We start from the raw sequence: 24,485 nt of genomic DNA on the forward strand, positions 1-24,485 counted from the left end.
ACGGATTGAAGGAGAGAACATGCTGGACTACGACCCCTATGCCGCGCTCGCCGCACTGCGCGACTTTCCCCCGCTCACGCTCACGAGTGACGACCTCGAGAACGGGCAGCCGCTGAAGAAGGAGCAGTGGGACGCCGCGATGGGCGGTCGTGACATTTCGCCCCAGCTCTCGTGGAGCGGCGCGCCTGCCGAGACGCGCAGTTTCAGCGTCTCGATCTTCGATCCGGATGCGCCGACCGGCTCGGGCTTCTGGCACTGGGCCGTCTTCAACATCCCGGCCACGGTCACCTCGCTCGCGCGTGGGGCAGGGGCGGCGCAGGGGGGAAACCTGCCGGAGGGCAGCGTCACCCTGCCGAACGAGAACCGGCTCACCTCGTACAGCGGTTCCGCCCCGCCCCCGGGAACCGGCACCCACCGGTACTTCATCGTGGTCAACGCCCTCGACGTGCCGACGCTCGACATTCCCGCGGATGCGACACCCGCCATCCTCGGGTTCAACAACCACTTCCACTCGCTTGCCCGCGGCATCCTCGTGGGGACGGCCTCGAGCGACTGAGCGCCCGCACTCCCCTCAGCGCGCGCCCGCGCCGGTCAGTGCTTGGAGCCGCTGAGGGCGAGCACGCCGCCCAACCCGATCATCATCACGCCGCCCGTCGCGGAGAGGCGTGCGATGCGTCGCGGTGAACGCGCGAACCAGTCGCGTGCGGTTCCGGCCGCGAGCGCCCAGATGCTGTCGCAGCAGAGCGCGAGGGCGACGAAGACCAGGCCGAGTTCGACCAACTGCACGGCGGGCGCGCCCGAGCGCGCGTCCACGAACTGGGGAAGCACGGCCACGAAGAACGCGATCGTCTTCGGGTTGGTGACGCCGACGATGAACCCCTCGCCGAGCAGGCGCCATGCGGGTCGCGGTGCGACCTCGCCTGTGGCGGCCGCGGCGGCATCGTGCCGGTGCCGGATGGCCTGCACGCCGAGGTAGACGAGGTAGGCGGCACCGGCGAACTTGACCGCCGTGAAGACGGCGACGGATGCCGCCACGATCGCCCCGATGCCCAGGGCGACGGCGATCACGAGCGGAATCATGCCGAGCGCGTTGCCGACGACGCTCAGGATGCCGCCCGCGCGGCCGAGGGCGAGCGAGCGGCCGATGACGAAGAGCACGCTCGGCCCCGGTATCGCGATGAGCACGACGGAGGCCAGCGCGAAGGCGAGCAGGTTCGATGCGGGCACCACGACGGAATCCTATGCCCGTTCGGCCTCTACCCCATCCCGACCGCGAAAGCCGCCCCTGAGCGGCAAATTCCGGCTCACAGGGCGATTAGGTACCGTTGCAGAGTGAAGACACATCACCTGCGCGTACATCGGAGTGAAGAGAACCTGGCCAAAGACGGTCAGCTCGCGTGGCAGCTGGCGGCCCTCGCCATCGACCCGGTCGAGGTCACCGACGAGGTCACCGAGATGGTCATCAACCGCGTGATCGACAATGCGGCGGTCGCCGTGGCGTCGCTCACTCGCCCGCCCGTGACCTCGGCGCGCAGCCAGGCGCTCGCGCATCCGGTCTCGGTGGGAGGCCAGGGCTCGACGGTCTTCGGCGTGACGGCCGGCCGCCGTACATCTCCGGAATGGGCCGCCTGGGCCAACGGTGTGGCCGTGCGCGAACTCGACTACCACGACACCTTCCTCGCCGCCGAGTACTCGCACCCCGGTGACAACATCCCGCCGATCCTCGCCGTCGCCCAGCACCTGGCCGAGAACCGGGGGCTCACCGGGCGGGACCTCGTCCGCGGCATCGCGACGGGCTACGAGATTCAGATCGACCTGGCCAAGGCGATCAGCCTGCACGCCCACAAGATCGACCACGTCGCCCACCTCGGGCCATCCGCAGCCGCGGGCATCGGCACCCTGCTCGGGCTCGACCAGGAGATCGTCTATCAGGCCATCGGCCAGGCCCTGCACACCACGACCGCCACCCGCCAGTCGCGCAAGGGCGAGATCTCGACCTGGAAGGCGCACGCGCCCGCCTTCGCCGGCAAGATGGCCGTCGAGGCCGTCGACCGGGCGATGCGGGGACAGACGAGTCCGTCGCCCATCTACGAGGGGGAGGACGGCGTGATCGCGTGGCTGCTCGACGGGCCCGATGCCTCCTACGACGTCGAGCTCCCCGGGCGCGGAGAGGCCAAGCGCGCCATCCTCGACAGCTACACCAAGGAGCACTCCGCCGAGTACCAGGCCCAGGCCTGGATCGACCTCGCCAGAAAGCTCCACAACGAGTACCCGTTGCTGCTGGATGACGTCGCCAACATCGAGCGCGTCGTGATCCACACCTCGCACCACACCCACTACGTGATCGGCTCGGGCGCGAACGACCCGCAGAAGTACGATCCGTCGGCGTCCCGCGAGACGCTGGACCACTCCATCCCGTACATCTTCGCCGTCGCCCTGCAGGACGGCGCCTGGCACCATGTCGACTCCTACACGCCGGCGCGCGCCAACCGGCCCGACACGGTGGAGCTCTGGAAGAAGATCACGACCGTCGAAGACGAGGAGTGGACCCGCCGCTACCACTCGCTCGACATGGGCGAGAAGGCCTTCGGGGGCCGCGTCGAGATCATTCTCACCGACGGCAACACCATCACCGACGAGATCGCGGTGGCGGATGCGCATCCGCTCGGCGCCCGCCCGTTCGGGCGCGCGGAGTACGTGGCGAAGTTCCGCACCCTCGCCGACTTCGTGCTCGAGGAGGCCGAGATCGAGCGCTTCCTGGCGCTGGCCGAGCGCCTGCCCGAGCTGCGTCCGGAAGAGCTCCTCGGCCTGACGGTCGTTGCCGCTCCGGGCGTTCTCGCATCGGTCGAGAGCCCGCAGGGCCTCTTCTAACCCGCACGCCACCCAGGAGGCAGCACCATGCTCTATGCCCAGAAGACGCCGGCCGAGAAGCGCGCCGACTTCCGCACCGCCCTCACGAGCGGTGAGCTGCTGCGCTTTCCGGGGGCGTTCAACCCGCTGAGCGCACGACTCATCGAGCAGAAGGGCTTCGAGGGCGTCTACATCTCGGGCGGAGTGCTCTCGGCCGATCTCGGGCTGCCCGACATCGGCCTGACCACGCTCACCGAGGTCGCCGGCCGGGCAAAGCAGATCGCGCGCATGACGGAACTGCCGGCCATCGTCGACGCCGACACGGGCTTCGGCGAGCCCATGAACGTGGCCCGCACCGTGCAGGAGCTCGAGGATGCCGGGCTCGCGGGCCTGCACATCGAAGACCAGGTCAATCCCAAGCGCTGCGGTCACCTCGACGGCAAGCAGGTGGTCGACGAGCACACCGCGCTGCAGCGCATCCGGGCCGCCGTCGACGCGCGCCGCGACCCGAACTTCCTGGTCATGGCGCGCACCGACATCCGGGCCGTGGAGGGCATGGACGCGGCCGTCGACCGTGCGAAGAAGCTCGTCGACGCGGGCGCCGACGCCATCTTCCCCGAAGCGATGGCCTCCCTCGCGGAGTTCGCCGCCATCCGCGCCGCCGTCGACGTTCCGCTCCTGGCCAACATGACCGAGTTCGGCAAGAGCGACCTGTTCACGGTGCAGCAGCTGGCCGACGTGGGCATGAACATCGTTATCTGGCCGGTGTCGCTGCTGCGCCTGGCGATGGGAGCCGCGATGCGCGGCCTCGACGAGCTGACGGATGCCGGGAACCTCACGGGAAAGCTCGGCGAGATGCAGCACCGCGCGGAGCTCTACGAGCTCATCGACTACGAGGGCTACAACCGTTTCGACACCTCGATCTTCAACTTCACCGTCGCCCGCTGAGGCATGGCCGGCGCGTGCCACGCGCCGCCGTTCGGGAAGTAGTCTGGGAGCCGCACGAGCGAAGGGGACGTGGATGGACGAGCGCGAGATCTACAAGGGACTGGCCGGCGTTCCGGTCGACTACACCGCCGTCTCAATGGTCAATCCTGAGACCAACACGCTGCTCTACCGCGGCTACCCGGTGCAGGACCTCGCCGCTCGGCGCAGCTTCGAGGAGGTCGCCTGGCTGCTCTGGTATGGGGAGCTGCCCACGCCGGAGCAGCTCGACGCCTTCGTCGAGGAGGAGCGCAGCGACCGCGCGCTCGCGCCCAATGTGCGCCGGGTGATCGATGACCTCCCCACCCAGTCGCATCCGATGGACGTGCTGCGCACGGCGGTGAGCGTCATCGGCGCGAACGACCCCGACGCCGAAGACAACGAGCCGAGTGAGAACCTGCGCAAGGCCAAGCACCTGTTCGCCCAGCTTCCGGCGATCGTGGCCTACGACCAGCGACGCCGTCAGGGGCTGCCCCTCGTCGAACCGCGCGACGACCTCGACTACGCCCAGAACTTCCTCTGGATGACCTTCGGCGAGGAGGCCGACCCAGAGGTCGTCGATGCCTTCAGCGTGTCGATGGTGCTCTACGCCGAGCACTCCTTCAACGCGTCGACCTTCACGGCGCGGGTGATCGCCTCCACGCTCTCCGACCTGTACTCCTCCGTCGTCGGCGCCATCGGCGCGCTCAAGGGCCCGCTGCACGGCGGTGCGAACGAGGCCGTCATGCACACCTTCGACGAGATCGGCAGCGCCGACCAGGCGGAGGAGTGGCTGGATGCCGCCCTCGCCCGCAAGGCGAAGATCATGGGCTTCGGCCACAGGGTCTACAAGAACGGCGACTCCCGGGTGCCCACGATGCGCGGCGCGCTCGAGAAGATGGTGCGCCACTACGACCGGCCAGAACTGCTCGACCTCTACGAGGCGCTCGAGCAGGCGATGGCGCAGCGCAAGAACATCAAGCCGAACCTCGACTACCCGGCCGGTCCGACCTACCACCTCATGGGGTTCGAGACCGAGACGTTCACGCCGCTGTTCGTCGCCAGTCGCATCACCGGCTGGACGGCCCACATCATGGAGCAGCTCGCCTCGAACGCGCTCATCCGGCCGCTCTCGGTCTACAACGGTCCGGCGCAGCGCGAGGTTCCCGAGCCATCCGCCACTGAGGGAGAGGGCGCCGCGTAGCTCGCAGCCGCGCTTTGTCGAAAGGCGCACAGTACCGGCGCCCACGGTGCGGCCGCCCCTGTGCGTCAGCCACATCCGCCATGACGGATGCGCAGCCGGGCCGTTAGCGTGACCCGGTGCACATGTTCTTCCGGACCATCTTCCACATCGCGCTCGCACGCCTGCGCCGACCGATCGGCATCTACGACGTGAGCCGTTCGTGGTTCCGCACGCTGCCGACCGACCAGGACGTGCTCGGTCACATGAACAACGGCGTCTACTTCTCGATCATGGACATCGCCCGCTTCGACCAGACCATCCGCAGCGGCACGTGGGACGTCTTCCGCGCGCGCGGGTGGTACCCGGTCGTCGTCAGCGAGACGCTGAGCTTCCGCAAGTCGCTCACGCTCGGTCAGCGCTTCGCCATCGAATCGCGCATCCTCGGGTTCGATGACAAGGCCGTCTACGTCGAGCAGCGGTTCGTGCGACCGGATGCCGACGGCCGGCTCGAGGTGTACGCCAAGGGCTACATCCGCGGGCGGTTCCTGAAGAAGACGGGCGGCACCGTGCCGATCGCGGAGGTCATCGAGGCCAGCGGCGGCATTCCCGAGGGGCTCGAGGTGCCGCAGCGGCTGCTCGACTGGGGTCAGGCCGTGCAACTGCCGGCCACCCGCGCCGCAGCGCCGTCGCTCTGGCTCTGAGAGCCGCCGACGCGCGTCAGGAGCGCGCCTTCTTCGGCACCACGACCTCCTTGATGATGAGCAGGATGCCGGCCGCGACCGGGATGGCGACGAGGGCTCCGGGCAGGCCACCGAGTGTTCCGCCGCCGAGCGCGGCGATGAGCACGATCGAGCCGGGCACCTGCACCGCCTTGCTCATCACCCGCGGAGTGAGGATGTAGGCCTCGACCTGCATGTAGATGAGCATGGCGATGAGCACGATCAGCCCCGCGACGGGGGAGACGAACAGTGCGATCACCGTCATGACCGCCGTGGTGAGCACCGTTCCGATCAGCGGGATGAGCGTGATGAAGAAGGCCGCCACGGCGATGACGAGGGCGAACGGAACACCCGTCACCGTGAGGATGAACAGGCTGAACACGCTGTTGCAGAACGCGAGCACCACCATGCCGCTGAGGTAGCGCCCGACGTTCTGCATGATGCGCTCGGCGTATTCGACCACCCGCGAGCGATGCGACGCCGAGATGAGGGAGTAGATGGCCCTCTTGGACGAGTCGAGCGTCGCGACGAAGTAGATGGTGAGGATGAAGATGAAGAAGCCGCTCGAGATGCCGCTCACGATGGCGATGCCGACCTGGATGGCACCGCCGCCGACGGTCGCCCAGAAGCTGGGGTCGCTCACCGTGTCGACCACCCAGGTGTAGATGGTGCCCAGCAACCCGCCCGTGCCGGCCTGGGCCTGCTGGAACCAGTCCTGTTGCTTGAGGCGGGCGTACATCCCCGGCAGGTCGCTGATGAAGTCCGAGGCCTGGCCGATCACGAGCGGCAGCACGAGGCAGAGCAACCCGATCACGACGAGCACGAACAGGAGGATGACGGTGAGGATCGCCCAGCCGCGCGTCATTCCCCTGCGTTGCAGCCACCGGATCAGCGGATCGAGGCCCAGCGTGATGAACGCCGCCGCGAAGACGGAGAACACGACGGTCGAGAGCCCGACGAACGCGTAGGCGAGTGCGAGCGCCACGAGAACGCCGAGCGTGGCGATGAACGCCCAACGGAAAGGATGATCGGCCACCATGCTCGCACCCGCTTGGAGCAGTCGGTGCTGTCGGCTCTTCTGCTGAAGATTGCTCACGGCGTCAGCCTAGGGCCCGCAGGATCGTCGTGAGGGGAGCCGCTCCTTCGGATCTCAGTGCGCGGGTGGCAGGAGCGCGCCGTAGTAGTCGGCGTGAGCCGGGTAGTAGTGCGACCAGTCCGGATGCGGCCGACCTTCGCGCGCCGCGATCAGGCGATCGAGGTAGTAGTCCCATCCCGGACCGATCGTCTTGGCCTCGGCGGCCGACGTCAGCCGCTGCCCGAGGGTGAGGGTCGTCATGCCGCCGGCCTCACGCAGGTGGCAGAAGATGCGCCACTCGCCGTCGCCCTTCTGGGCGGAGGCGAGGAAGCGGCGCGGCGGCGCGCACTCCATGATGCTCACGTACTGCCAGCCGGCCTCCGGTTCGGCCGTCATCAGGAACTTCACGCCGCCGGTCGCGGGATTGCCGGTGTAGGTGCCGATCCACCCTTCCATCGCAGTGGGATTGGTCAGGCTGTGCCAGACGTCTTCGATCGGCGCCGTGAACAGGCGGTCGATGAGCAGGTAGAGGCCGTCGTCGCGCTGGGCGAGTCGGCCAGTGGGTCGAATTGACATCGCTCGCACCTCCGTTCGCACTGTCAGACTATGCCTGCGTGGGAGCCGGCGCAGGGGTGCCTTAGAGTTTTCCTCATGAGCAATCGGTCACGCGGCGTCCAGGAACAGCACCACAGCGGAGTTCTGCTCGCGGAGGACCGCTCGAGCGCCTGGGGCTGGCTGGCGGGGGTCGTCGTCGCCGTCTTCATCGCGATGCCGCTCTCGGCCGCGATCGCGTTCGCGACGCATCCGCACACCAAGCAGTTGTTCGCGGGCCGGCTCTCGGATGCCACGGTGGGCGGCTACCAGGCGTTCTGGTGGATCGTCGCCCTGCTGCTTCTCGCGTTGCCCTTCGTCGTCGGATTCGGCATCGCCAAGCTCTCGGGCCGGGCGCTGGTCTGGGTCGCCGGGGGAGTGGGCGTGCTCGTCGTGCTCGCGATCGTGCTGGGCCAGGTCTTCGTCTTCTGAGGACGCCGACGCCTACCCGCGGTCGGAGCCGATGAAGTGCTCCGACGCGCGGGTGATCTCCTCGCGTACCCGCCGGGAACCCACCGTGGCGACGCCGTCTCCCGGCTGCACGCCGTAGTCGCCGAAGGCGGCGTGGTTGGCCCCGTCGATCTGCACGAATTGGGTTGACTGCGGCAGGAGATGCGCGGAGTCGGCGATCTTCTGGGGCGTCGAGAGCCCGTCGTTGCCGCCGGCGATGCTCAGTACGCCCAGCGACGTGTGCGACAGGTCGTTGGCGCAGTAGCTGCCGAACAGCACGAGCCCGCCCACGGCGGGGTCATCGGCGAGCATGCATGCCCGCACCCCGCCGAGCGAGTGACCGCCGACGAACCAGTCGGTGACGTCGGGGGCGTCGGCCGTGAAGGTGCCGAGCGGGCGGGTGTCGAAGAACGCCAGGTTCAGGGTGGGCTTGGTGACCACGACGGTGGTTCCGTCGGCCGCGATGCCCGAGAGCTTGTACAGGTACGCGTAGGGGTCGACCTTCGCTCCGGGGATGAAGACGAGGCCCGAGCCGTCGGCATCCGTCGGCGTCATCACGATGGAGTGATCGGTCGAGCGGATGCTGATGGCGTCGTCGCGCCAGGCCTTCAACGCGGCAGCACGGTCGCCCGGCATGACGGTCTGCGTCCACACCAGTAGGCACACGACGAGCAGCGCGATCGCCCCGAGCACCCACCCGGCGACCACGGCGAACCGGTGCCCGCTGTTCCTCATCATCGGAAGGCTCAGGGTACCGGCCCCGCGCCCACGAGGGCGACGGCTTGCGCGAGTGCCGCCCGCACGGCGGCGACGCCGGGGCGGTCGGCGCTGGAACGGCGCGCAGCGCTGAAGATGGTGCGGTGCGGATCACCGGGCAGCGGCGCCAGCTGCACCGTGGGCGTCTCGCCCGCCCACGCGAAGTCGGGCAGCAGGCCGACCGCGTTGCCGGATCGGATGAGGCGGATGTGCGCCATCAGGTCCGCCGTCTCGAACCGTACGTCGGGCTCGAATCCCGCGGCACGGCACAGCTGCACGGCCCACTCCCGCGAGGCGGTGCCTGCGGGCTCCATGACCCAGGCCCGGTCCCGGCAGTCGGCGAGGCCGACCTGCGGCGCGGTCGCGGCCCTCGCCTTCGCCGTCGCCGCAGGGAGAAGCGGGCCGACTCCCAGCCGGATGGCGTCGCCGCCGAGCACGACGCGGTCGAGCCCTGCCCGATGGGCGCGCGTGTGGCCGGGGTACTGCTCCGCGACCACCAGGTCGAAGTCGCGGGCCGAGACGTCGAACAGGCCGGCCTCTGGCTCCCGTTCGGTCACCTCCACCCGCAGGTCGGGGAACTCGGTCGAGAGGATGGTGAGCGCCGCTGGCAGGACGGCATGCGCCGCCGACTGGAAGACGGCGACCCGCACGGTGCCGCGCACGCTCGTGAGGGAGGCGCTGAGGTCGGCCTCAGCGCGCTCCAGGGCATCGAGTACGGTCGTGGCGTGCAGCACGAGCACCTCGGCCTGCGGGGTGAGCAGCACGCGCCGCCCGGCCTTCTCGAGCAGGGGAACGCCCGCCTCCTTCTCGAGAAGCGCCAGTTGCTGCGACACGGCCGACGGTGAGTAGGCGAGCGCCTCGGCGACCGCTGCGAGCGTGCCGCGCAGCTTCACCTCGCGCAGCAGGCGCAGGCGGCGCACGTCGAGCATCCGCTCGCCTCCCTCTCTCGCCCTCGAACCGGGCCGGTGATTCATCAGAGAATCTAATCGATATTCATCAGGAACGTTCGCTTCTGCTTAGCGAATCGGAGGGGCAGACTGGAGGCAGCACCACCGCGCCTCGAGAGAGAGACCTCACGTGACCCAGACGACGACAGAGACCGACCTCGCTCCCGAGGTGATCGCCCTCGTGCATCGCTGGCTCGCCGCCAGCGCCGACGCGCCGTCGGATCCCTCGGCCGAGCGACTGGCCGGCGTGCTCAAAGACCCGAACGGACTCGAGTTCACCGTCGGCTTCGTCGATGGCGTCATGCGCCCCGAAGATCTCATGGTGGCCGGCCTGAACCTCGCCAAGGTCGCGAAGAAGGCCCCGCGATTCCTGCCGTGGCCGATGCGCGCGGCGATCTGGCTCGGCGGCGTTCTCGGTCCGGTCATCCCGTGGGTCGTCATCCCGGTGGCGCGCCGGGTGCTGCGGCGCATGGTGGGGCACCTCGTGGTGGATGCCACCCCTGAGAAGCTCGGCCCGATCATCGCCGGCCTGCGCGCATCCGGCAACCGGCTGAACCTCAACCTGCTGGGCGAAGCGGTGCTCGGCGAGAAGGAGGCGGCCCGCCGGCTCGCCGGAACCCGGGAGCTGCTCGCCCGCGACGACGTGGACTACGTCTCGATCAAGGTCTCGAGCGTCGTGAGCCAGCTCTCCATGTGGTCCTTCGACGAGGCCGTCGAGAAGGTCGTCGAGACGCTTCTGCCGCTCTACGAGCTCGCCGCGCGCTCGAGCGCCGCCGGCAAGCCGAAGTTCATCAACCTCGACATGGAGGAGTACCGCGACCTCGATCTCACGATCGCCGTGTTCACGCGCATCCTCGCCACTCCCAGCCTGCGCGATCTCGAGGCCGGCATCGTGCTGCAGGCCTACCTGCCCGACGCCCTCGGGGCGCTGCAGAACCTCACCGACTGGTCGCGGCACCGCCGGGCGGCGGGCGGCGCGCCGATCAAGGTGCGGGTCGTGAAGGGCGCCAACCTCGCGATGGAGCAGGTCGACGCCGTCATGCACGACTGGCCGCTCGCGACCTACGACAGCAAGCAGGACACCGACACCAACTACAAGCGCGTGCTCAACTGGGCGTTCACGCCCGAGAACACGGATGCAGTGAAGATCGGCGTCGCCGGGCACAACCTCTTCGACGTCGCCTACGCCCGCCTGCTCGCCGAGCGGCGCGGAGTCAGCGACCGGGTCGACTTCGAGATGCTGCTCGGCATGGCGACCGGCCAGGCCGAGGCCGTGCGCGCCGATGTCGGGCAGCTGCTGCTCTACACGCCCGTCGTGAACCCCGCCGAGTTCGACGTGGCCATCGCGTACCTCATCCGACGGCTCGAGGAGAACGCCTCGACCGAGAACTTCATGTCGGCCGTCTTCGAGCTCACCTCGGATGCAGGCCTCCTGCAGCGCGAGACCGACCGGTTCCTGGCCTCGCTGGCCAACCTCGACCTCACGGTTCCGCGCCCCAACCGCACGCAGGACCGCTCGCAGGTCACCCAGCTCGAGAGCATCACGCATCCGCGCGCCGACGACCCCGGCGAGACCCAGCCGGAGCTGACGGCGGCCCTCCTCGGCCTCAGCCGCGGATCGCGCGGGGTGGACTCCTTCTCCAATGCGGCGGACACCGACCCCTCACTGGCCGCCAACCGCGCCTGGGGCCGACGCATCCTCGCGCGGGTCGCGGCCTCGACGCTCGGTGAGGACTCTATCGCCGCGGCGCGAGTGACGGATGCCGGTGCGCTCGACGGGCTCGTCGCATCCGTCGCGTCGGCCGGAAAGGCGTGGGGCGAGCGCCCCGGCGCCGAGCGCGCCGCCGTGCTGCACCGCGCCGGCCTCGCCCTGGCGGCGAACCGCGACCGCCTCATCGAGGTCGCCGCATCCGAGACGGGGAAGACCATCGGCGAAGCCGACCCCGAGGTCAGCGAGGCCATCGACTTCGCGCACTACTACGCCGAACGGGCGCGCGAACTCGACACCGTGCAGGGCGCACGCTTCGTGCCCTCGCAGCTGACCGTCGTCACCCCGCCGTGGAACTTCCCCCTCGCCATCCCCGCCGGCGGTGTCCTCGCGGCGCTCGCGGCCGGGTCCGGCGTCATCATCAAGCCGGCGCCGCAGGCCCGCCGCTGCGGCGCGGTTCTGGTCGAGGCCCTGTGGGAGGCGGGGGTTCCGCGCGACGTGCTCGCCCTCGCCGACATCGAGGAGGGCGAGTTGGGGGAGCGGCTCATCGCGCATCCCTCGGTCGACCGGGTGATCCTCACCGGCAGCTACGAGACCGCCAAGCTGTTCCGGTCCTTCCGTCGTGACCTGCCCCTGCTCGCGGAGACGAGCGGCAAGAACGCCATCATCGTCACGCCGAGCGCCGACCTCGACCTCGCCGCCTCCGACGTGGTCAAGAGCGCCTTCGGCCACGCCGGCCAGAAGTGCTCGGCCGCGAGCCTCGTCATCCTCGTGGGTTCCGTCGCGCGCTCGGAGCGGTTCATCGGCCAGCTCGTGGATGCCGCACGGTCGATGCGCGTCGGCTACCCCGATGACCCGGCCAGCCAGGTCGGCCCGATCATCGAGCCGGCGAGCGGAAAGCTGCTGTGGGCGCTGACCGAGCTCGGCATCGGCGAGAAGTGGCTCGTGAAGCCCACGCAGCTGGACGCTGCGGGCCGACTGTGGTCGCCCGGCATCCGCACCGGGGTCGCGCCCGGCTCCTACTTCCACCTCACCGAGTTCTTCGGGCCGGTGCTCGGCGTCATGCGGGCGAGCAACCTCGAGGAGGCGATCCGCTTCCAGAACGCCGTGGACTACGGCCTGACCGCCGGACTGCACTCGCTCGACCCCGAGGAGCTCGCGCTCTGGCTCGACACCGTCGAGGCGGGCAACCTCTACGTCAACCGCGGCATCACCGGCGCCATCGTGCGGCGCCAGCCCTTCGGAGGCTGGAAGCGGTCGTCGGTGGGAGCGGGTACCAAGGCCGGTGGCCCCAACTACCTCTTCGGACTCGGCGATTGGAAGCCCGGCCGAGACGAGGCGTCCAAGACGCTGCACCTGCGCGGCCTGGAGCGGCGGGTGACCCACCTCATCGAGGCGTCCCAGCCCTCGCTCTCCTACGAGGAGTTCGACGTGCTGCGCCGCGGCGCCCTCTCGGATGCGCTCGCCTGGCGCGACGAGTTCGGCATCGCGAAAGACGTCTCCCGCCTCGGACTCGAGCGCAACGTCTTCCGCTACCGGGCCGTGCCCGTCGCCGTGCGCGTTGCCGAGGGCGGCACCCTCGTCGAGGCGCTCCGGGTGATCGTCGCGGGCGTTCTCGCCAAGGCGCCGTTCACGGTGTCGTCGGCGACGGCACTTCCGGCTGCGGTGCGCCGGCTGCTCGCCGAGCGCGACATTCCGCTGAAGGTCGAGACGGATGCCGCGTGGCTGGCCGCGATCGGCAAGCGGCCGCCGGAGCGCATCCGCCTCATCGGCGGGAAGGCGACCGATGTGACGGCCGCGACGGACGGCATCCCCGACGTCGCGGTGTACGCGCACGAGGTCACGCAGTCGGGCCGGGTGGAGCTGCTGCCGTTCCTGCACGAGCAGGCCATCTCGATCACGAACCACCGCTTCGGCAACCCGACGACGCTGAGCGACGACGTGCTCTGAGGGCCGCGGGCCGACCTGCTTCAGGGCGGACCTGCTGCAGGGCGCCTACTTCAGGGCCGCCCTCACGAGCTCGAGGGCCTCGGCGGCATCCAGGCGCAGACGGCGGATGGTCGCGGCGTACGCGACAGCCGCCTGCTGTGCCTGGCGATGGGAGGGGTCGCCGCTCGCCGACACGAAGGAGCCGTTGCGGCCCCGCGTCTCGATCACCTCGTCCTCCTCGAGCGCCCGGTACGCCTTCGCCACGGTGTTCGTCGCCAGCCCGAGTTCGGCGGCGAGGGCGCGTACCGTGGGCATCCGCGTGCCGGCGGTGAGTTCGCCCGAATGCACCGCGTCGACGACCTGGCGGCGCAGTTGCTCGAAGGGCGCCTCGGCGCCCTCGACGATCGAGAACTTCACGAGAGCCGGTTCACGCGCGGCGCTCAGTCCTCGACGGCGCGCTGGATGAGCCGGGTGAGCACGATGGCACTCCGGGTGTGATCCACGTTCGGGGCGAGGCGTACCTTCTCGAGTGCGGCTTCCAGGCTCGTGATGTCGCGCGAGCGCATCTGCACGATCGCATCGGCGCTACCCGTGACCGTGCCGGCGTAGACCACCTCGGGAACGGAGGAGAGGATGCGCTGCAGTTCGTCGGGCGAAACGGTTCCGCGGCAGAACACCTCGACCCACGCCTCGGTCGTCGTGCCGTCGACGGTGGGGTCGACATGGATGGTGAAGCCGCGGATGACGCCGTCGCCGACGAGGCGATCCACTCGCCGCTTCACCGCGGACGCCGAGAGCCCCACGACCGAGCCGATGTCGCCGTAGCCGGTGCGCGCGTTCTGGCGCAACTGATCGAGGATGCTCCGGTCGATGTTGTCCATGCCCGAAGTCTAGGCGGCTTCGTTGCGTGAGCGCACGTACATACGCATGAATCTCGCGCCCAGCGGCAGCACATGCCGCCATCCTGCGTGTGACACTGGGTACGGCGTCGGGCGAGCCTCCAGCGGGTGAGCCGGTTCACGAGAACGACCTGGTCCGCCACTTCTCGCATCCTCGATCCGCAAGGAGACGGCCATGACCGACACGCTCACGACCCCTGTGCAACCCTCGCGCACGCCTCTTCACCGCTCCGTGCTGATGTGCCGCCCCGAGCACTTCACGGTGGTCTACCGCATCAACCCGTGGATGGACCCCGCGCTGCCGACCGACACGGCGAACGCCCTCGACCAGTGGACGACGCTCTACGAGACCTATCTCGGCCTCGGCTACGACGTCGAGCTGATCGACCCGATCGCCGGCCTGCCCGACATGGTCTACGCGGCCAACGGCGGCATGGTCATCGACGGCATCGCATACGGGGCCTCGTTCACGCATCCGGAACGCCAGCCCGAGGGGCCCGCCTACATGCGCTGGTTCGCCGAGAACGGGCTGCGCGTTCACGAGCCGCGGCACATCAATGAGGGCGAGGGCGACTTCCTGCTCGTCGGCGACACCATCCTCGCCGGCACGGGCTTCCGCAGCGACGCCGCGAGCCACGCCGAGCTCGGTGAGGTCTTCGGCCAGGACGTCATCAGCCTGCGGCTCGTCGACCCCAGCTTCTACCACCTCGACACCGCGCTCGCCGTGCTCGACAGCCGCGCCGGCCAGGAGCACGTCGCCTACCTGCCGGGGGCATTCGACGAAGCCTCGCGCGCCATCCTGGAGCAGCGCTATCCCGACGCGATCCTCGTGAACGATGAGGATGCCGCCGTGCTCGGACTCAACTCGTTCAGCGACGGCTACAACGTGGTCATCGCCAAGCGCGCCCTCGACTTCGAACGCCAGTTGCGCGAGCACGGGTACAACCCCATCGGCGTCGACCTGTCCGAGCTGCTGCTCGGCGGCGGCGGCGTGAAGTGCTGCACGCTGGAGCTGCGCCGATGAGCCTGCACATGAGCCCCACGACCGCGGTGAGCCCGGCCACCGCGGCGCTCATCCGCGAGGAGGAGCAGCACTCGGCGCACACCTACCACCCGCTTCCCGTGGTCGTCGCCTCCGGTGATGGCGCATGGGTGACGGATGTGGACGGCCGTCGCTACCTGGACTGCCTCGCCGCGTACTCGGCCGTCAACTTCGGCCATGGCAACCCCGTGCTGCTCGAGGCGGCGCGCGCGCAACTCGGCCGCATCACCCTGACCAGCAGGGCCTTCCACAACGACCAGCTCGCTCCGTTCGTGGCCGAACTGGCCGCCTTCTGCGGCAAGGACATGGTGCTGCCCATGAACACGGGCGCCGAGGCCGTGGAGTCGGCTCTCAAGGTCGCCCGTGCCTGGGGCTACCGCGTCAAGGGCGTCGCGCGCGATCGGGCGAACATCATCGTCATGGCGGGCAACTTCCACGGTCGAACGACCACGATCATCTCCTTCAGCGACGACGCCGACGCGCGCGCCGACTTCGGGCCGTACACGCCCGGCTTCCGCACGGTGCCGTACGGCGATGCCGCCGGCGTCGAGGCGGCGATCGACGAGAACACGGTCGCCGTGCTGGTCGAACCGATCCAGGGTGAGGCCGGCATCGTCGTGCCGCCCGCCGATTTCCTGCCCGCCGTGCGCGCCATCACGCGGCAGCGCAACGTGCTGATGATCGCCGACGAGATCCAGTCCGGGCTCGGCCGCACCGGAGCGCGTTTCGCATGCGATCTGGTCGACGTGGTTCCCGACCTGTACCTGCTCGGCAAGGCCCTCGGCGGCGGAATCGTGCCGGTCTCAGCCGTGGTCGGCGACAGCGACGTGCTCGGCGTTCTGGAGCCGGGCCAGCATGGCTCGACCTTCGGCGGAAACCCGCTCGCGGCATCCGTCGGCCGGGCGGTCGTTCGGATGCTGTCCACCGGCGAGATGCAGGAGCGGGCGCGCGTGCTCGGTGCGCACCTGCACGAGCGTCTGCAGGGTCTCGTCGGACGAGGCGTGCTCACCGTGCGGGGCGCCGGACTCTGGGTGGGCATCGACATCGATCCCGCGCTCGCCTCGGGTCGTGCGGTCTGCGAGGCGCTCATGGAGCGCGGGGTGCTCGCCAAGGACACGCACGGGTCGACCATCCGGCTGGCCCCGCCGATCGTCGTCTCCCAGGACGACCTGGACTGGGCCGTCGACCAGCTCGAGGCCGTGCTCGCCGACCTGACGGCCGCGTAACCCTTTCCCACCCTCCGCCGAGGTGCCACTTTTGGTGGGTTCCCGCGCGCTCGAACCCACCAAAAGTGGCAAGTCGGCGAGGTCAGGGGGTGCGGGTTCGCGTGCGCAGGCGGTCGGCCAGGAGCGTCGAGGCGATCGCGAGCACGAGGAACGCGATCGTCGAGACGAGCACGAGGGTGATGGATGCCGTCCAGCCGCCGACCGCCTCATGCACGGCGCCGAGCAACGGCGGCGCCAGAGCGGCCACGAGGTAGCCGGCCGCCTGCACGAGCGCCGACATCTGGGTGGCCTGCCGGTTCGAGCGGGCGACCCGCACGATGATGCTGAACACGACCGTGAAGCCGCCGCCCTGGGCGATGCCGCCGAGGATGGACCAGAGCAGGAATCCGTTGGGCGCCAGCAGCATCCCGGCGGGAAGGCTCACCCAGAGCACGCCGATCACCGCGGCCGGCACCCAGCGCGGCGTGCGCGCACCCAGCAGTGGCACGCCGAGCGCACCGATGACCGCCGAGATCTGGAAGACCGACGAGAAGGTCCCTGAGGAGACGACGTCGAGGCCCTGTTCGTCGGAGAGGATGCTCGGCAGCCAGGTCGTCATGCCGTAGTAGGAGAAGGCCTGCGCCGAGAACGCCCCAGCGAGCAGCCAGGTGATCGGGGTGCGCCAGGCGGATGCCGGCGGGTCGGTCGTGACCGAGCCGGTCTCGGGCACCTCCGGCGGCATCCGTCGCAGGTGCACGCCCCACACCACGAGAGCGAGGATCACGAGCGCCGCCCAGCTCGCGGTGGCCCAGCGCCAGCCGACGACCTCGGCGAGCGGAGCGGTGCCCAGCGTCGCGAGCATCGACCCCACGTTGAGCATGGCCGTGTAGATGCCGGTGACGAGTTGTGCGCGGTGCGGCGGAACGTCGCGGCGGATGACGACGGGGACGACGACGTTGCCGATCGTGATCGCCACCCCGATGACGACCGTGCCGGCGAGAGCCAGCGGGAAGCCGTCGGCGGAACGCAGCAGCGTGCCGGCGAACACGCCGAGCAGGGCGAACACGATCGCCCTCTCCGACCCCGTCCACCGAATGACCGCGGTCGCGATCGGCGTGGCCAGGGCGAAGCACAGCACCGGGATGCTCGTGAGCAGGCCCGCCGTCGTCGGGGTGAGTCCGAGATCGTGCTCGATCTCGCGCAGAACCGGCGCAATCGCGATGATCGGCGTGCGCAGATTGAGGGCCACGAGCGCGATGCCGGTGACGAGGAGCCACGGGAACGCGCGGGCGGCGGTGTCCCGGGGAGTCATCCCCACGAGTCTACGGGCCGGTCTCTCGCCTGAGCCCGCAGTTCCGGTGGGTGCCGAATGCCGAGCCCGCAGTTCCGGTGGGTGCCGGACTGCGAGTCCGCAGCTTGGGCGAGTGCCGAACTCCGAGTCCGCAGTTTCTGTGGGTGTGCACCCACTGCGACCAACAGATTCTGCGGGTTCGCCAATCCTGCAGATGACGTGGGTTCATCGATCCCGCAGTTTCGGTGGGTGATGAGCCGCCGCGACCCGCAGGTTTTGCGGGTTCGCCGATTCCGCAGATTGTGTCGGTGCTGCGTGCGTCGATCCCGCAGATCTGGTGGGTGCCTAACGCCGAGCCCGCAGTTTCGGTGGGTGATGAGCCGCCGCGACCCGCAGATTCTGCGGGTTCGCCGATCCCGCAGGTGATGTGGGCTCAACGATCCCGCAGTTTCGGTGGGTGCGGACCCGCCGCAACCCGCAAGTTCTGCAGGGTCGCCCGCTCCGACACATTCTGCGGGCTCGCTGCGTCAGTGCTGGTGCCCCGGCGGCACCGAGACGCCGGGAACTCCGCCGTGGTCGTGCGGGTGCCCACCGGCATCCGTCGCCGCCAGCGCGGGGGTGGCCAGCGCCGCGACCAGAACGGCGCCGCCGGCCAGCCCGACGAGCAGGCGCCAGCCGTCCGCCGCGCTTGGCCGTTCGCCGCTGCGCACGATGCGGGCGCATTCCAGGGCGACGAAGAGGTCGAACGCGACGGCGGCCGCCAGTGGCAGTGCCGGCAACATCGATGCGCCGGATGCGGTTCCCACGACGCTCAAGGTGAACGCCGCGGCGACCCACGCCACGGGTGCCGCCGCGGCGAGCGTCATCGCGACCCGTGGCACGGGAAGCCGTCCGGCACGCAGGCCGAGCGTCGCCCAGATCAGTGAGGCGACGCCGAGCGCGGCGAGCAACGCCCCGAGAAGAGGAGGTGCGCTCGCCGCGACGGCGATCTCGATGAGTCCGGCGCCGAGGGCCGCGAGAAGCGGCCAGGTCGCTCGGACCGTCCGCGCTCGCGCCCCTGCCGACGGTGTGGTCGCCGTGGCGCTCGTTGCGGGCGCATCCGTCGCCGCCTGCCCCGGCGTCGCCTTCACGGGCAGCGCCTGCTGGGCCCTCATCGAGATCATGGTCGCGTGCGCTCAGGCGGTGACGGTGCGCGAACGCTCCGCCTTGTCGGCGGCCAGGCCGACGCCGAGCAGCACGATGGCACTGGCGAGGTGCAGGAAGTGGTCGGCCGTGTTGAGGGCCAGAACGTTCGCCATCGTTCCGACGAGGAAGAAGCCCACGATGCCGAGCAGCAGGTATGCCGCGCCGACCACCGTATTCGTCGCCTTGGCGGCTCGCACGCCGCTCAGCCCGGCGATCAGAAGGGCGGCTCCGATGAGAAGGTGGGCAACGTTGTGCAGCGGGTTCACCTCGAAGATGCCGAGCAGCAGGCCGCCCTTCGTCGCGATGAATCCGACACCGGCCGTGACGAAGAATCCGAGGATTCCGACGAGCAGGTAGACCGCGCCGAAGATCGTGCCGACGAGGCGGTTGGGTGATGACGTCATGCTTCACTCCTTGTGTGCTGCGCCAACTCGGCGCCGTTCGTACGCCGAACGGCGCACACCAGAAGTTCGGAGTCCCATGCGATCGGGATTGGATGCGGAGGGGTCACCAGTCGTCGCGGCTGGCCCCATCGTGCGTTGTCGGGAGAATCTCGGCCGCGCGGATGTGCCCCATTCGTGGGACACTGGCGGAGTGAGCAGGGTTCCGGACTCCGTCGCAGCTGACGAAGAACCGCCGGTGGATTCGGCACGCGACCATGGCTTCTTCGGACAGCCGCGGTCGCTGGCGACCGTCTTCGGCGTGGAGATGTGGGAGCGGTTCAGCTTCTACGGCATGCAGGGCATCCTGCTCATTTACCTGTACTACTCGGCGACGCGCGGGGGCCTCGACGTACCGCAGGACACGGCGGCCGCGATCGTCGGCGCCTACGGCGGTGGTGTCTACCTCTCGACCATCCTCGGTGCCTGGATCGCCGACCGCCTGCTCGGCAGCGAGCGGGTGCTGTTCTACAGCGCCGTCGTCATCATGCTCGGCCACATCTCCCTCGCGCTGCTTCCGGGATTCTCGGGCGTGATCGTCGGGCTCATCCTCGTGGCCGTGGGTTCGGGCGGGCTGAAGGCCAATGCGACCGCGGTCGTCGGCACGCTCTACTCCGAGCACGATCCGCGCCGTGACGCCGGGTTCTCGCTGTTCTACCTCGGCATCAACCTCGGCGCGTTCTTCGGCCCGTTGCTCACCGGCCTGCTGCAGACCACGCTCGGCTTCCACTGGGGATTCGGCCTCGCCGCCGTGGGCATGGCGATCGGCCTCACCCAGTACGCCATCGGCCGCAAGCACCTGCCCGCCGCGGCCCACAGGGTGGCGAATCCGCTGCCCCGCGAACGGATGCCGCTGGCGATCGGCATCGCCGCGGCCGCCGTCGTCGTGCTGCTCATCTGCACCTTCACCGGCCTCATCCGAGCGGAGAACCTCGCACTCATCGTGATCGGCACGACCATCGTCGCGGCCATCGCCTACTTCATCGTCATCCTCTCGAGTCGGCACATCGACGCAACCGAGCGCTCCCGCGTCTTCGCGTTCATCCCGTTGTTCATCGCCTCGGTCGCCTTCTGGTCGCTGTACCAGCAGCAGTTCACGGTGCTCACCATCTACTCCGACAAGAAGCTGAACCGCGACCTGCTCGGCTGGGAGATGCCGGTCTCGTGGGTGCAGTCGATCAACCCGATCTTCATCATCGTGCTCTCGGGCGTCTTCGCCGCCGTCTGGACGAAGCTCGGCACGCGCCAGCCCTCGACGCCGCTCAAGTTCGCGCTCGGCACCATGATCATGGGCGCGGCCTTCCTGCTCTTCCTGCCCTTCGCCGGAGGCGGGCCGAACTCGACGCCGCTGCTGGCCATCATCGGCATCCTGTTCGTGTTCACCGTGGCCGAGTTGCTCATCTCGCCGATCGGTCTCTCCGTCACGACGAAACTCGCCCCTCGCGTGTTCAACACGCAGATGGTGGCGCTGTTCTTCCTGTCGGTCGCCCTCGGCACCGCCATCTCGGGCCAGCTCGCAACGCTCTACTCCGCCGACAACGAGGTCGCGTACTTCGGCGTGCTGGGCGGCATCGCGATCGTGCTCGGAGCGATACTCGCCGTGTTCACCCGACCGGTGCTGCGCCTGATGGCCGGGGTGCGCTGAGCCGCACGCGCCCCTCCTCAGCTCGGCGCTCGCCTCAGACGAGCGCGCGCGTCGCCTCGAGGGCCCTGTCGAGAGTGGATGCCGGAACGTCGAAGACACGCGCCGCCTCGCTCTCGCCGTCGAAGGCACGCCAGCCCGGGTCGCCGCTGCGCACGAACCCCACGGCGGCGGCGTGCATCTCGTCGGCGAGCTGCTGGGGAGGGTGCCCTCCGGCGAGTGCCTCCACCCCGTCGGCGTCCAGGCAGTCGAAGAAGAACGGCACGTCGAGGCAATGCACCGCGAGCCCGTACACCGGCGAGAACCACGAGAAGCGGTAGAGCCAGGTGCCCGCGGCCGCGCCGCCCGCTTCGGCGGCCGCCGCGCGTGCCTCGGCGATCGCGAGGGCGTACGCCCGGAACATCCGATCGGTGATGTAACGCCCGACGATGCGCGCGGTTCCCGGCAGGTCGCGATTGGCGGCGAGGTAGGCCCGCCGCGCCGCCTTGGGCATGCCCGCCTTGCCGAGAATCAGGCCGGCCGGCACGAAGCGCAGCTTGCCCGCGGCCGACGTGAGGATCATGGAGAACTCGTCGTCGTTGGCACCGAGCACGAGCGGCTTGTCGGCGCCGACACCGGCCCGGATGGCGTCGAGGGTGGGTCGAGTGATGAGGTCGCCGTCGACGACGGGCGCCCACGGGAGCCCTTCATCGAGCATGCTGCGCATGATGTCGAGCGGGTTGGTTCCGGCGACCGGCTCCCCGATCTTCTTCTGGATCTCCAGCAGCCGCTGCTCGTCGACCCCGGCGAAGCCCGCAAGGGTGTTCGGTACGCCCGCGGCAGCGGCCATCCGCTCGCTCGCCGCGCGGGCATCCGTCGCCGCGATATCGGCGGGTGGCGCCGAGATCGCGTACACCGCGCTGAAGAGCGACTGGGCCCGCTCCATGCCGAGCAGGGTGAGCACGGCACTGCCGCCGGCGGACTGGCCCGCGATCGTCACCCGCTGAGGGTCGCCGCCGAAGGAACGGATGTTGTCGCGCACCCACTCGAGGGCGAGCAGCCAGTCGAGCACCGCCCGATTGGCGGGGGCGTCGGGAATGGCGCCGAAGCCGTCGAATCCGAGGCGGTACGAGATCGTGACAGTCACGACGCCGTCGCGGTTGAAGGCTGCCCCGTCGTACCAGGGGCTCGCGGGAGAACCCGCAGTATATCCACCGCCGTGGATGTAGACCAGCACCGGGAGCCCGGCATCCGCCGTGGTCGGGCGCGGCGTGAAGACGTTCAGGTTGAGCGTGGAGCTGCCCGGCACGCTCGGCTCGGGAATGATGGTCGGGGCGTCGGCGGTGCCCCGCTGCGGTGTCGCCCCGTACTCGAGAGCGTCCCGGATGCCGTCCCACGGCCGGTGCGACACCGGTGCGGCGAAGCGCAGGTCGCCGACGGGCGGCTCGGCGAAGGGAATGCCGAGGAACGCCGCGCTTCGCGCAGCGTCGCCCGGCCCCGAGCGCCAGCGCCCGCGCACGCGTCCCGCGGCGGTGGCCACCTCGACGAGGTCCTCGGTCTGCGTCATCGCATCCTCTCCGTCGGATCAGCGGGTGTTCGCGGCCTCGGACCGACCGACGATCTGCACGAGGTACTCCATGTGCGCGGCCATGTCGATCGAGGGATCGAGCATCCACTGCGTCTGCAGTCCGTCCATGACGGCGGCCAGGATGGTCGCCCACTTGGCGCCGTCCACGCCGGCGGGAAGGCTAGAGGCTTCGGGGCGAGCGGCGATGTCGCGGGCGATGTACTCGCGCAGGGTGGCGTAGCGCTGCCGGAAGAACTCGTGGGCGGGGTGGTCGGCATCCGTCGCCGCGGTCGAGAGCTGGGCGTACAACTGCACGAGGCCGGGCACCTTGGCATTGTGCCGCACGAGCGAGACCAGTCCGGAATGCAGGTCGGTCATCTCGCTCGAGACCGTGTCGAGCTCGTCGCGCTTGCGCAGAATCTCCTGGAAGAGCTCCTCCTTGGACGAGAAGTAGTGCAGCAGGCCGGCCTGGCTGAGGCCGACCGCATCGGCGAGTTCGCGCACGGAGGTCTTGCGGTAGCCGTTGCGCGCGATCACCTCGAGGGCGGTCGTGAGGATCTCCTCGCGCTTGGCGACGCCCTTCGCATACTGCCCCCGTCCCGCCATGGCTCGATCGTAAACCGAAGGCCACTTGAGATTGAAAACCGAGCGCCGTATTGTTTTCGCCAGGCCTCACCGTCGAGGTCCCCGAAAGGACACCCGCACATGACAACGACGTCAGCCACGCTTCCCCCGGAGGCAGCCGAAGGCCTCGAAAATCCGCGCCCGCTCGTGAAGGGCACGATCCGGCGCCTGCTCGGCTGGATCATCCCGGCCAACTTCTCGATCTTCATCCTCTGGGGGGCGATCCCGGGCGTGCTGCTGCCACTGCAGATCACCGCGATCGACCCCGAGAACCGTGTCGGCAGCCTCGCCGTGGTCTCGACCGTCGGGGCGTTCCTCGCGATGCTCGCGCAGCCGATCGCGGGCACCATCTCCGACCGCACGCGGAGCCGCTTCGGCCGCCGTGCGCCGTGGATGGTGGCCGGCGTGCTCGTCGGCGGCCTCGCCCTCGTGGGCATCGCAAGCGCGAGCACCATCCTGCAGGTCGCCATCGCCTGGTCGATCGTGCAGATCGCGTACAACTTCACGCAGGGGCCGCTGAGCGCGATCCTTCCCGACCGCGTGCCCCGAAGTGCCCGTGGCACGTTCTCGGCGCTTGCTGGTCTGGGCGCCATGCTCGGTGCCCTTGGGGGCCAGATCGTCGGTGCGATGTTCGCGAAGAACATCCCGGCCGGATACCTGCTGTTCGCGGGCCTCGCCCTCATCGTGATCGTGCTGTTCGTGCTGTTCAATCCTGATCACCCCAGCACGGATGCTCCTCGCGAGCGGTTCGTGCTCGGCGATTTCCTGCGCACCTTCTGGGTGAACCCGGTGAAGCACCCCGACTTCTTCTGGGCCTTCACGGGCCGGCTCCTGCTCTACACCGGCTACTTCGCCGTCACCGGCTACCAGCTCTTCATCCTCTCCGCCTACATCGGGCTCGGCGATGACGGTGCGGCGGCCATGATTCCGCTGTTCGGTCTCGTGAGCCTGGCCGGCATCATCGTCGGCACCGTCGCATCCGGACCCCTCAGCGACCGGCTCGGCCGACGCAAGGTCTTCGTCTTCATCTCGTCGGTGCTCGTCGGTGTCACCCTCGTCGTGCCGATGGTGATGCCCACGGTGAACGGCTGGTTCATCTTCGCCGCGGTATCGGGCCTCGGCTTCGGCATCTTCCAGTCGGTCGACCAGGCGCTCATGAGCGAGGTACTGCCCTCATCGGCCTCGTTCGGCAAGGATCTCGGCGTGGTGAACATCGCAGCGACGCTGCCGCAGACGCTCGCCCCCGCGGTCGCCGGCGCGATCGTGCTCGCGTTCGGCTACGTCGGGCTCTTCCCCGTTGGCATCGTGCTCTCGATCCTCGGCGCCTTCGCCGTCTGGTTCATCAAGGCCGTGCGCTGAACTCCGCGTCCACGTGCGGTGACCTCGGCGTCCACGTGCACTGAACTCCGCGTCCACCCCTGGCGTTCCTCCCTCTGAGGG

The 24,485-nt window shown here is 69.4% G+C and carries 23 protein-coding genes; 11 read left to right on the top strand and 12 right to left on the bottom strand.

Annotation, left to right across the window (positions count from 1 at the left end):
• The first annotated feature begins 19 nt into the window (after positions 1–19).
• Positions 20–556 (top strand): YbhB/YbcL family Raf kinase inhibitor-like protein, encoded by a 537-nt coding sequence (locus WDJ51_RS11145; RefSeq protein ID WP_337852533.1) that lies wholly within the window; start codon positions 20–22, stop codon positions 554–556.
• Positions 557–591: 35 nt separating this feature from the next.
• Here WDJ51_RS11145 and WDJ51_RS11150 read toward each other — a convergent pair whose 3' ends face one another.
• A complete protein-coding gene (locus WDJ51_RS11150; protein ID WP_337852534.1) occupies positions 592–1,230 on the bottom strand; it encodes a LysE family translocator in 639 nt (212 codons plus the stop codon).
• 102 nt (positions 1,231–1,332) lie between these two features.
• Between WDJ51_RS11150 and WDJ51_RS11155 the strand changes: the two genes are divergently transcribed.
• From WDJ51_RS11155 to WDJ51_RS11170, 4 genes are all read left to right on the top strand, one after another.
• Positions 1,333–2,871: an MmgE/PrpD family protein gene (locus WDJ51_RS11155; RefSeq protein WP_337852535.1), complete on the top strand. Its 1,539-nt coding sequence runs from the start codon at positions 1,333–1,335 to the stop codon at positions 2,869–2,871.
• A gap of 27 nt (positions 2,872–2,898) precedes the next feature.
• Positions 2,899–3,798 (top strand): methylisocitrate lyase, encoded by a 900-nt coding sequence (prpB, locus tag WDJ51_RS11160; RefSeq protein ID WP_337852536.1) that lies wholly within the window; start codon positions 2,899–2,901, stop codon positions 3,796–3,798.
• Between the two features lie 73 nt (positions 3,799–3,871).
• On the top strand, positions 3,872–5,017 hold the full coding sequence (locus WDJ51_RS11165) for a bifunctional 2-methylcitrate synthase/citrate synthase (protein WP_337852537.1): 1,146 nt from the start codon (positions 3,872–3,874) through the stop codon (positions 5,015–5,017).
• Between the two features lie 122 nt (positions 5,018–5,139).
• Positions 5,140–5,697, top strand: a complete 558-nt coding sequence (locus tag WDJ51_RS11170) for an acyl-CoA thioesterase (protein WP_337852538.1) — start codon at positions 5,140–5,142, stop codon at positions 5,695–5,697.
• A gap of 16 nt (positions 5,698–5,713) precedes the next feature.
• On the opposite strand, the gene WDJ51_RS11175 is transcribed toward WDJ51_RS11170, so the two are convergent.
• On the bottom strand, positions 5,714–6,811 hold the full coding sequence (locus WDJ51_RS11175) for an AI-2E family transporter (RefSeq protein ID WP_337852539.1): 1,098 nt from the start codon (positions 6,809–6,811) through the stop codon (positions 5,714–5,716).
• 54 nt (positions 6,812–6,865) lie between these two features.
• Entirely contained in the window at positions 6,866–7,366 is a 501-nt protein-coding gene (locus WDJ51_RS11180) for an SRPBCC domain-containing protein (RefSeq protein WP_337852540.1), read from the bottom strand.
• A gap of 75 nt (positions 7,367–7,441) precedes the next feature.
• Here WDJ51_RS11180 and WDJ51_RS11185 point away from each other — a divergent pair, with 75 nt between their 5' ends.
• Complete coding sequence (locus WDJ51_RS11185) at positions 7,442–7,813, top strand: hypothetical protein (RefSeq protein ID WP_337852541.1); 372 nt, start codon at positions 7,442–7,444, stop codon at positions 7,811–7,813.
• A 12-nt stretch (positions 7,814–7,825) separates the two neighbouring features.
• Here the strand turns inward: WDJ51_RS11185 and WDJ51_RS11190 are convergent, their stop codons facing one another.
• The gene (locus WDJ51_RS11190) at positions 7,826–8,569 is read right to left on the bottom strand and encodes an alpha/beta hydrolase (RefSeq protein ID WP_337852542.1); all 744 of its coding nucleotides are present in this window, start codon (positions 8,567–8,569) and stop codon (positions 7,826–7,828) included.
• An 8-nt stretch (positions 8,570–8,577) separates the two neighbouring features.
• Positions 8,578–9,516 (bottom strand): LysR family transcriptional regulator, encoded by a 939-nt coding sequence (locus WDJ51_RS11195; RefSeq protein ID WP_337852543.1) that lies wholly within the window; start codon positions 9,514–9,516, stop codon positions 8,578–8,580.
• Between the two features lie 148 nt (positions 9,517–9,664).
• Between WDJ51_RS11195 and WDJ51_RS11200 the strand changes: the two genes are divergently transcribed.
• Positions 9,665–13,192, top strand: a complete 3,528-nt coding sequence (locus WDJ51_RS11200; protein WP_337852544.1) for a bifunctional proline dehydrogenase/L-glutamate gamma-semialdehyde dehydrogenase — start codon at positions 9,665–9,667, stop codon at positions 13,190–13,192.
• Between the two features lie 45 nt (positions 13,193–13,237).
• Here the strand turns inward: WDJ51_RS11200 and WDJ51_RS11205 are convergent, their stop codons facing one another.
• Positions 13,238–13,588: a GntR family transcriptional regulator gene (locus WDJ51_RS11205; RefSeq protein WP_337852545.1), complete on the bottom strand. Its 351-nt coding sequence runs from the start codon at positions 13,586–13,588 to the stop codon at positions 13,238–13,240.
• 23 nt (positions 13,589–13,611) lie between these two features.
• Positions 13,612–14,052 (bottom strand): Lrp/AsnC family transcriptional regulator, encoded by a 441-nt coding sequence (locus tag WDJ51_RS11210; protein WP_337852546.1) that lies wholly within the window; start codon positions 14,050–14,052, stop codon positions 13,612–13,614.
• Positions 14,053–14,245: 193 nt separating this feature from the next.
• Here WDJ51_RS11210 and ddaH point away from each other — a divergent pair, with 193 nt between their 5' ends.
• Positions 14,246–15,094 (top strand): dimethylargininase, encoded by an 849-nt coding sequence (gene ddaH / locus WDJ51_RS11215; RefSeq protein ID WP_337852547.1) that lies wholly within the window; start codon positions 14,246–14,248, stop codon positions 15,092–15,094.
• A gap of 8 nt (positions 15,095–15,102) precedes the next feature.
• A complete protein-coding gene (gene rocD / locus WDJ51_RS11220; protein WP_337852548.1) occupies positions 15,103–16,338 on the top strand; it encodes an ornithine--oxo-acid transaminase in 1,236 nt (411 codons plus the stop codon).
• A gap of 82 nt (positions 16,339–16,420) precedes the next feature.
• Here rocD and WDJ51_RS11225 read toward each other — a convergent pair whose 3' ends face one another.
• From WDJ51_RS11225 to WDJ51_RS11235, 3 genes are all read right to left on the bottom strand, one after another.
• Positions 16,421–17,629, bottom strand: coding sequence for an MFS transporter (locus WDJ51_RS11225; RefSeq protein ID WP_337852549.1), 1,209 nt, complete (start codon positions 17,627–17,629; stop codon positions 16,421–16,423).
• 506 nt (positions 17,630–18,135) lie between these two features.
• Complete coding sequence (locus WDJ51_RS11230; protein ID WP_337852550.1) at positions 18,136–18,762, bottom strand: hypothetical protein; 627 nt, start codon at positions 18,760–18,762, stop codon at positions 18,136–18,138.
• A 21-nt stretch (positions 18,763–18,783) separates the two neighbouring features.
• Positions 18,784–19,197: a DUF4383 domain-containing protein gene (locus WDJ51_RS11235; RefSeq protein ID WP_337852551.1), complete on the bottom strand. Its 414-nt coding sequence runs from the start codon at positions 19,195–19,197 to the stop codon at positions 18,784–18,786.
• A 190-nt stretch (positions 19,198–19,387) separates the two neighbouring features.
• Here WDJ51_RS11235 and WDJ51_RS11240 point away from each other — a divergent pair, with 190 nt between their 5' ends.
• On the top strand, positions 19,388–20,878 hold the full coding sequence (locus WDJ51_RS11240; RefSeq protein WP_443218488.1) for a peptide MFS transporter: 1,491 nt from the start codon (positions 19,388–19,390) through the stop codon (positions 20,876–20,878).
• Between the two features lie 34 nt (positions 20,879–20,912).
• Here WDJ51_RS11240 and WDJ51_RS11245 read toward each other — a convergent pair whose 3' ends face one another.
• Positions 20,913–22,421, bottom strand: coding sequence for a carboxylesterase/lipase family protein (locus tag WDJ51_RS11245; protein WP_337852552.1), 1,509 nt, complete (start codon positions 22,419–22,421; stop codon positions 20,913–20,915).
• Positions 22,422–22,439: 18 nt separating this feature from the next.
• On the bottom strand, positions 22,440–23,027 hold the full coding sequence (locus WDJ51_RS11250) for a TetR/AcrR family transcriptional regulator (protein WP_337852553.1): 588 nt from the start codon (positions 23,025–23,027) through the stop codon (positions 22,440–22,442).
• Between the two features lie 99 nt (positions 23,028–23,126).
• Between WDJ51_RS11250 and WDJ51_RS11255 the strand changes: the two genes are divergently transcribed.
• Positions 23,127–24,404 carry an MFS transporter gene (locus WDJ51_RS11255; RefSeq protein WP_337852554.1) on the top strand — a complete coding sequence of 426 codons (1,278 nt, stop codon included), beginning with the start codon at positions 23,127–23,129 and terminating at the stop codon, positions 24,402–24,404.
• Positions 24,405–24,485: the final 81 nt, after the last annotated feature.

The sequence above is a fragment of the Rathayibacter sp. YIM 133350 genome (genome assembly GCF_037404875.1).
Lineage (GTDB): Bacteria > Actinomycetota > Actinomycetes > Actinomycetales > Microbacteriaceae > Orlajensenia.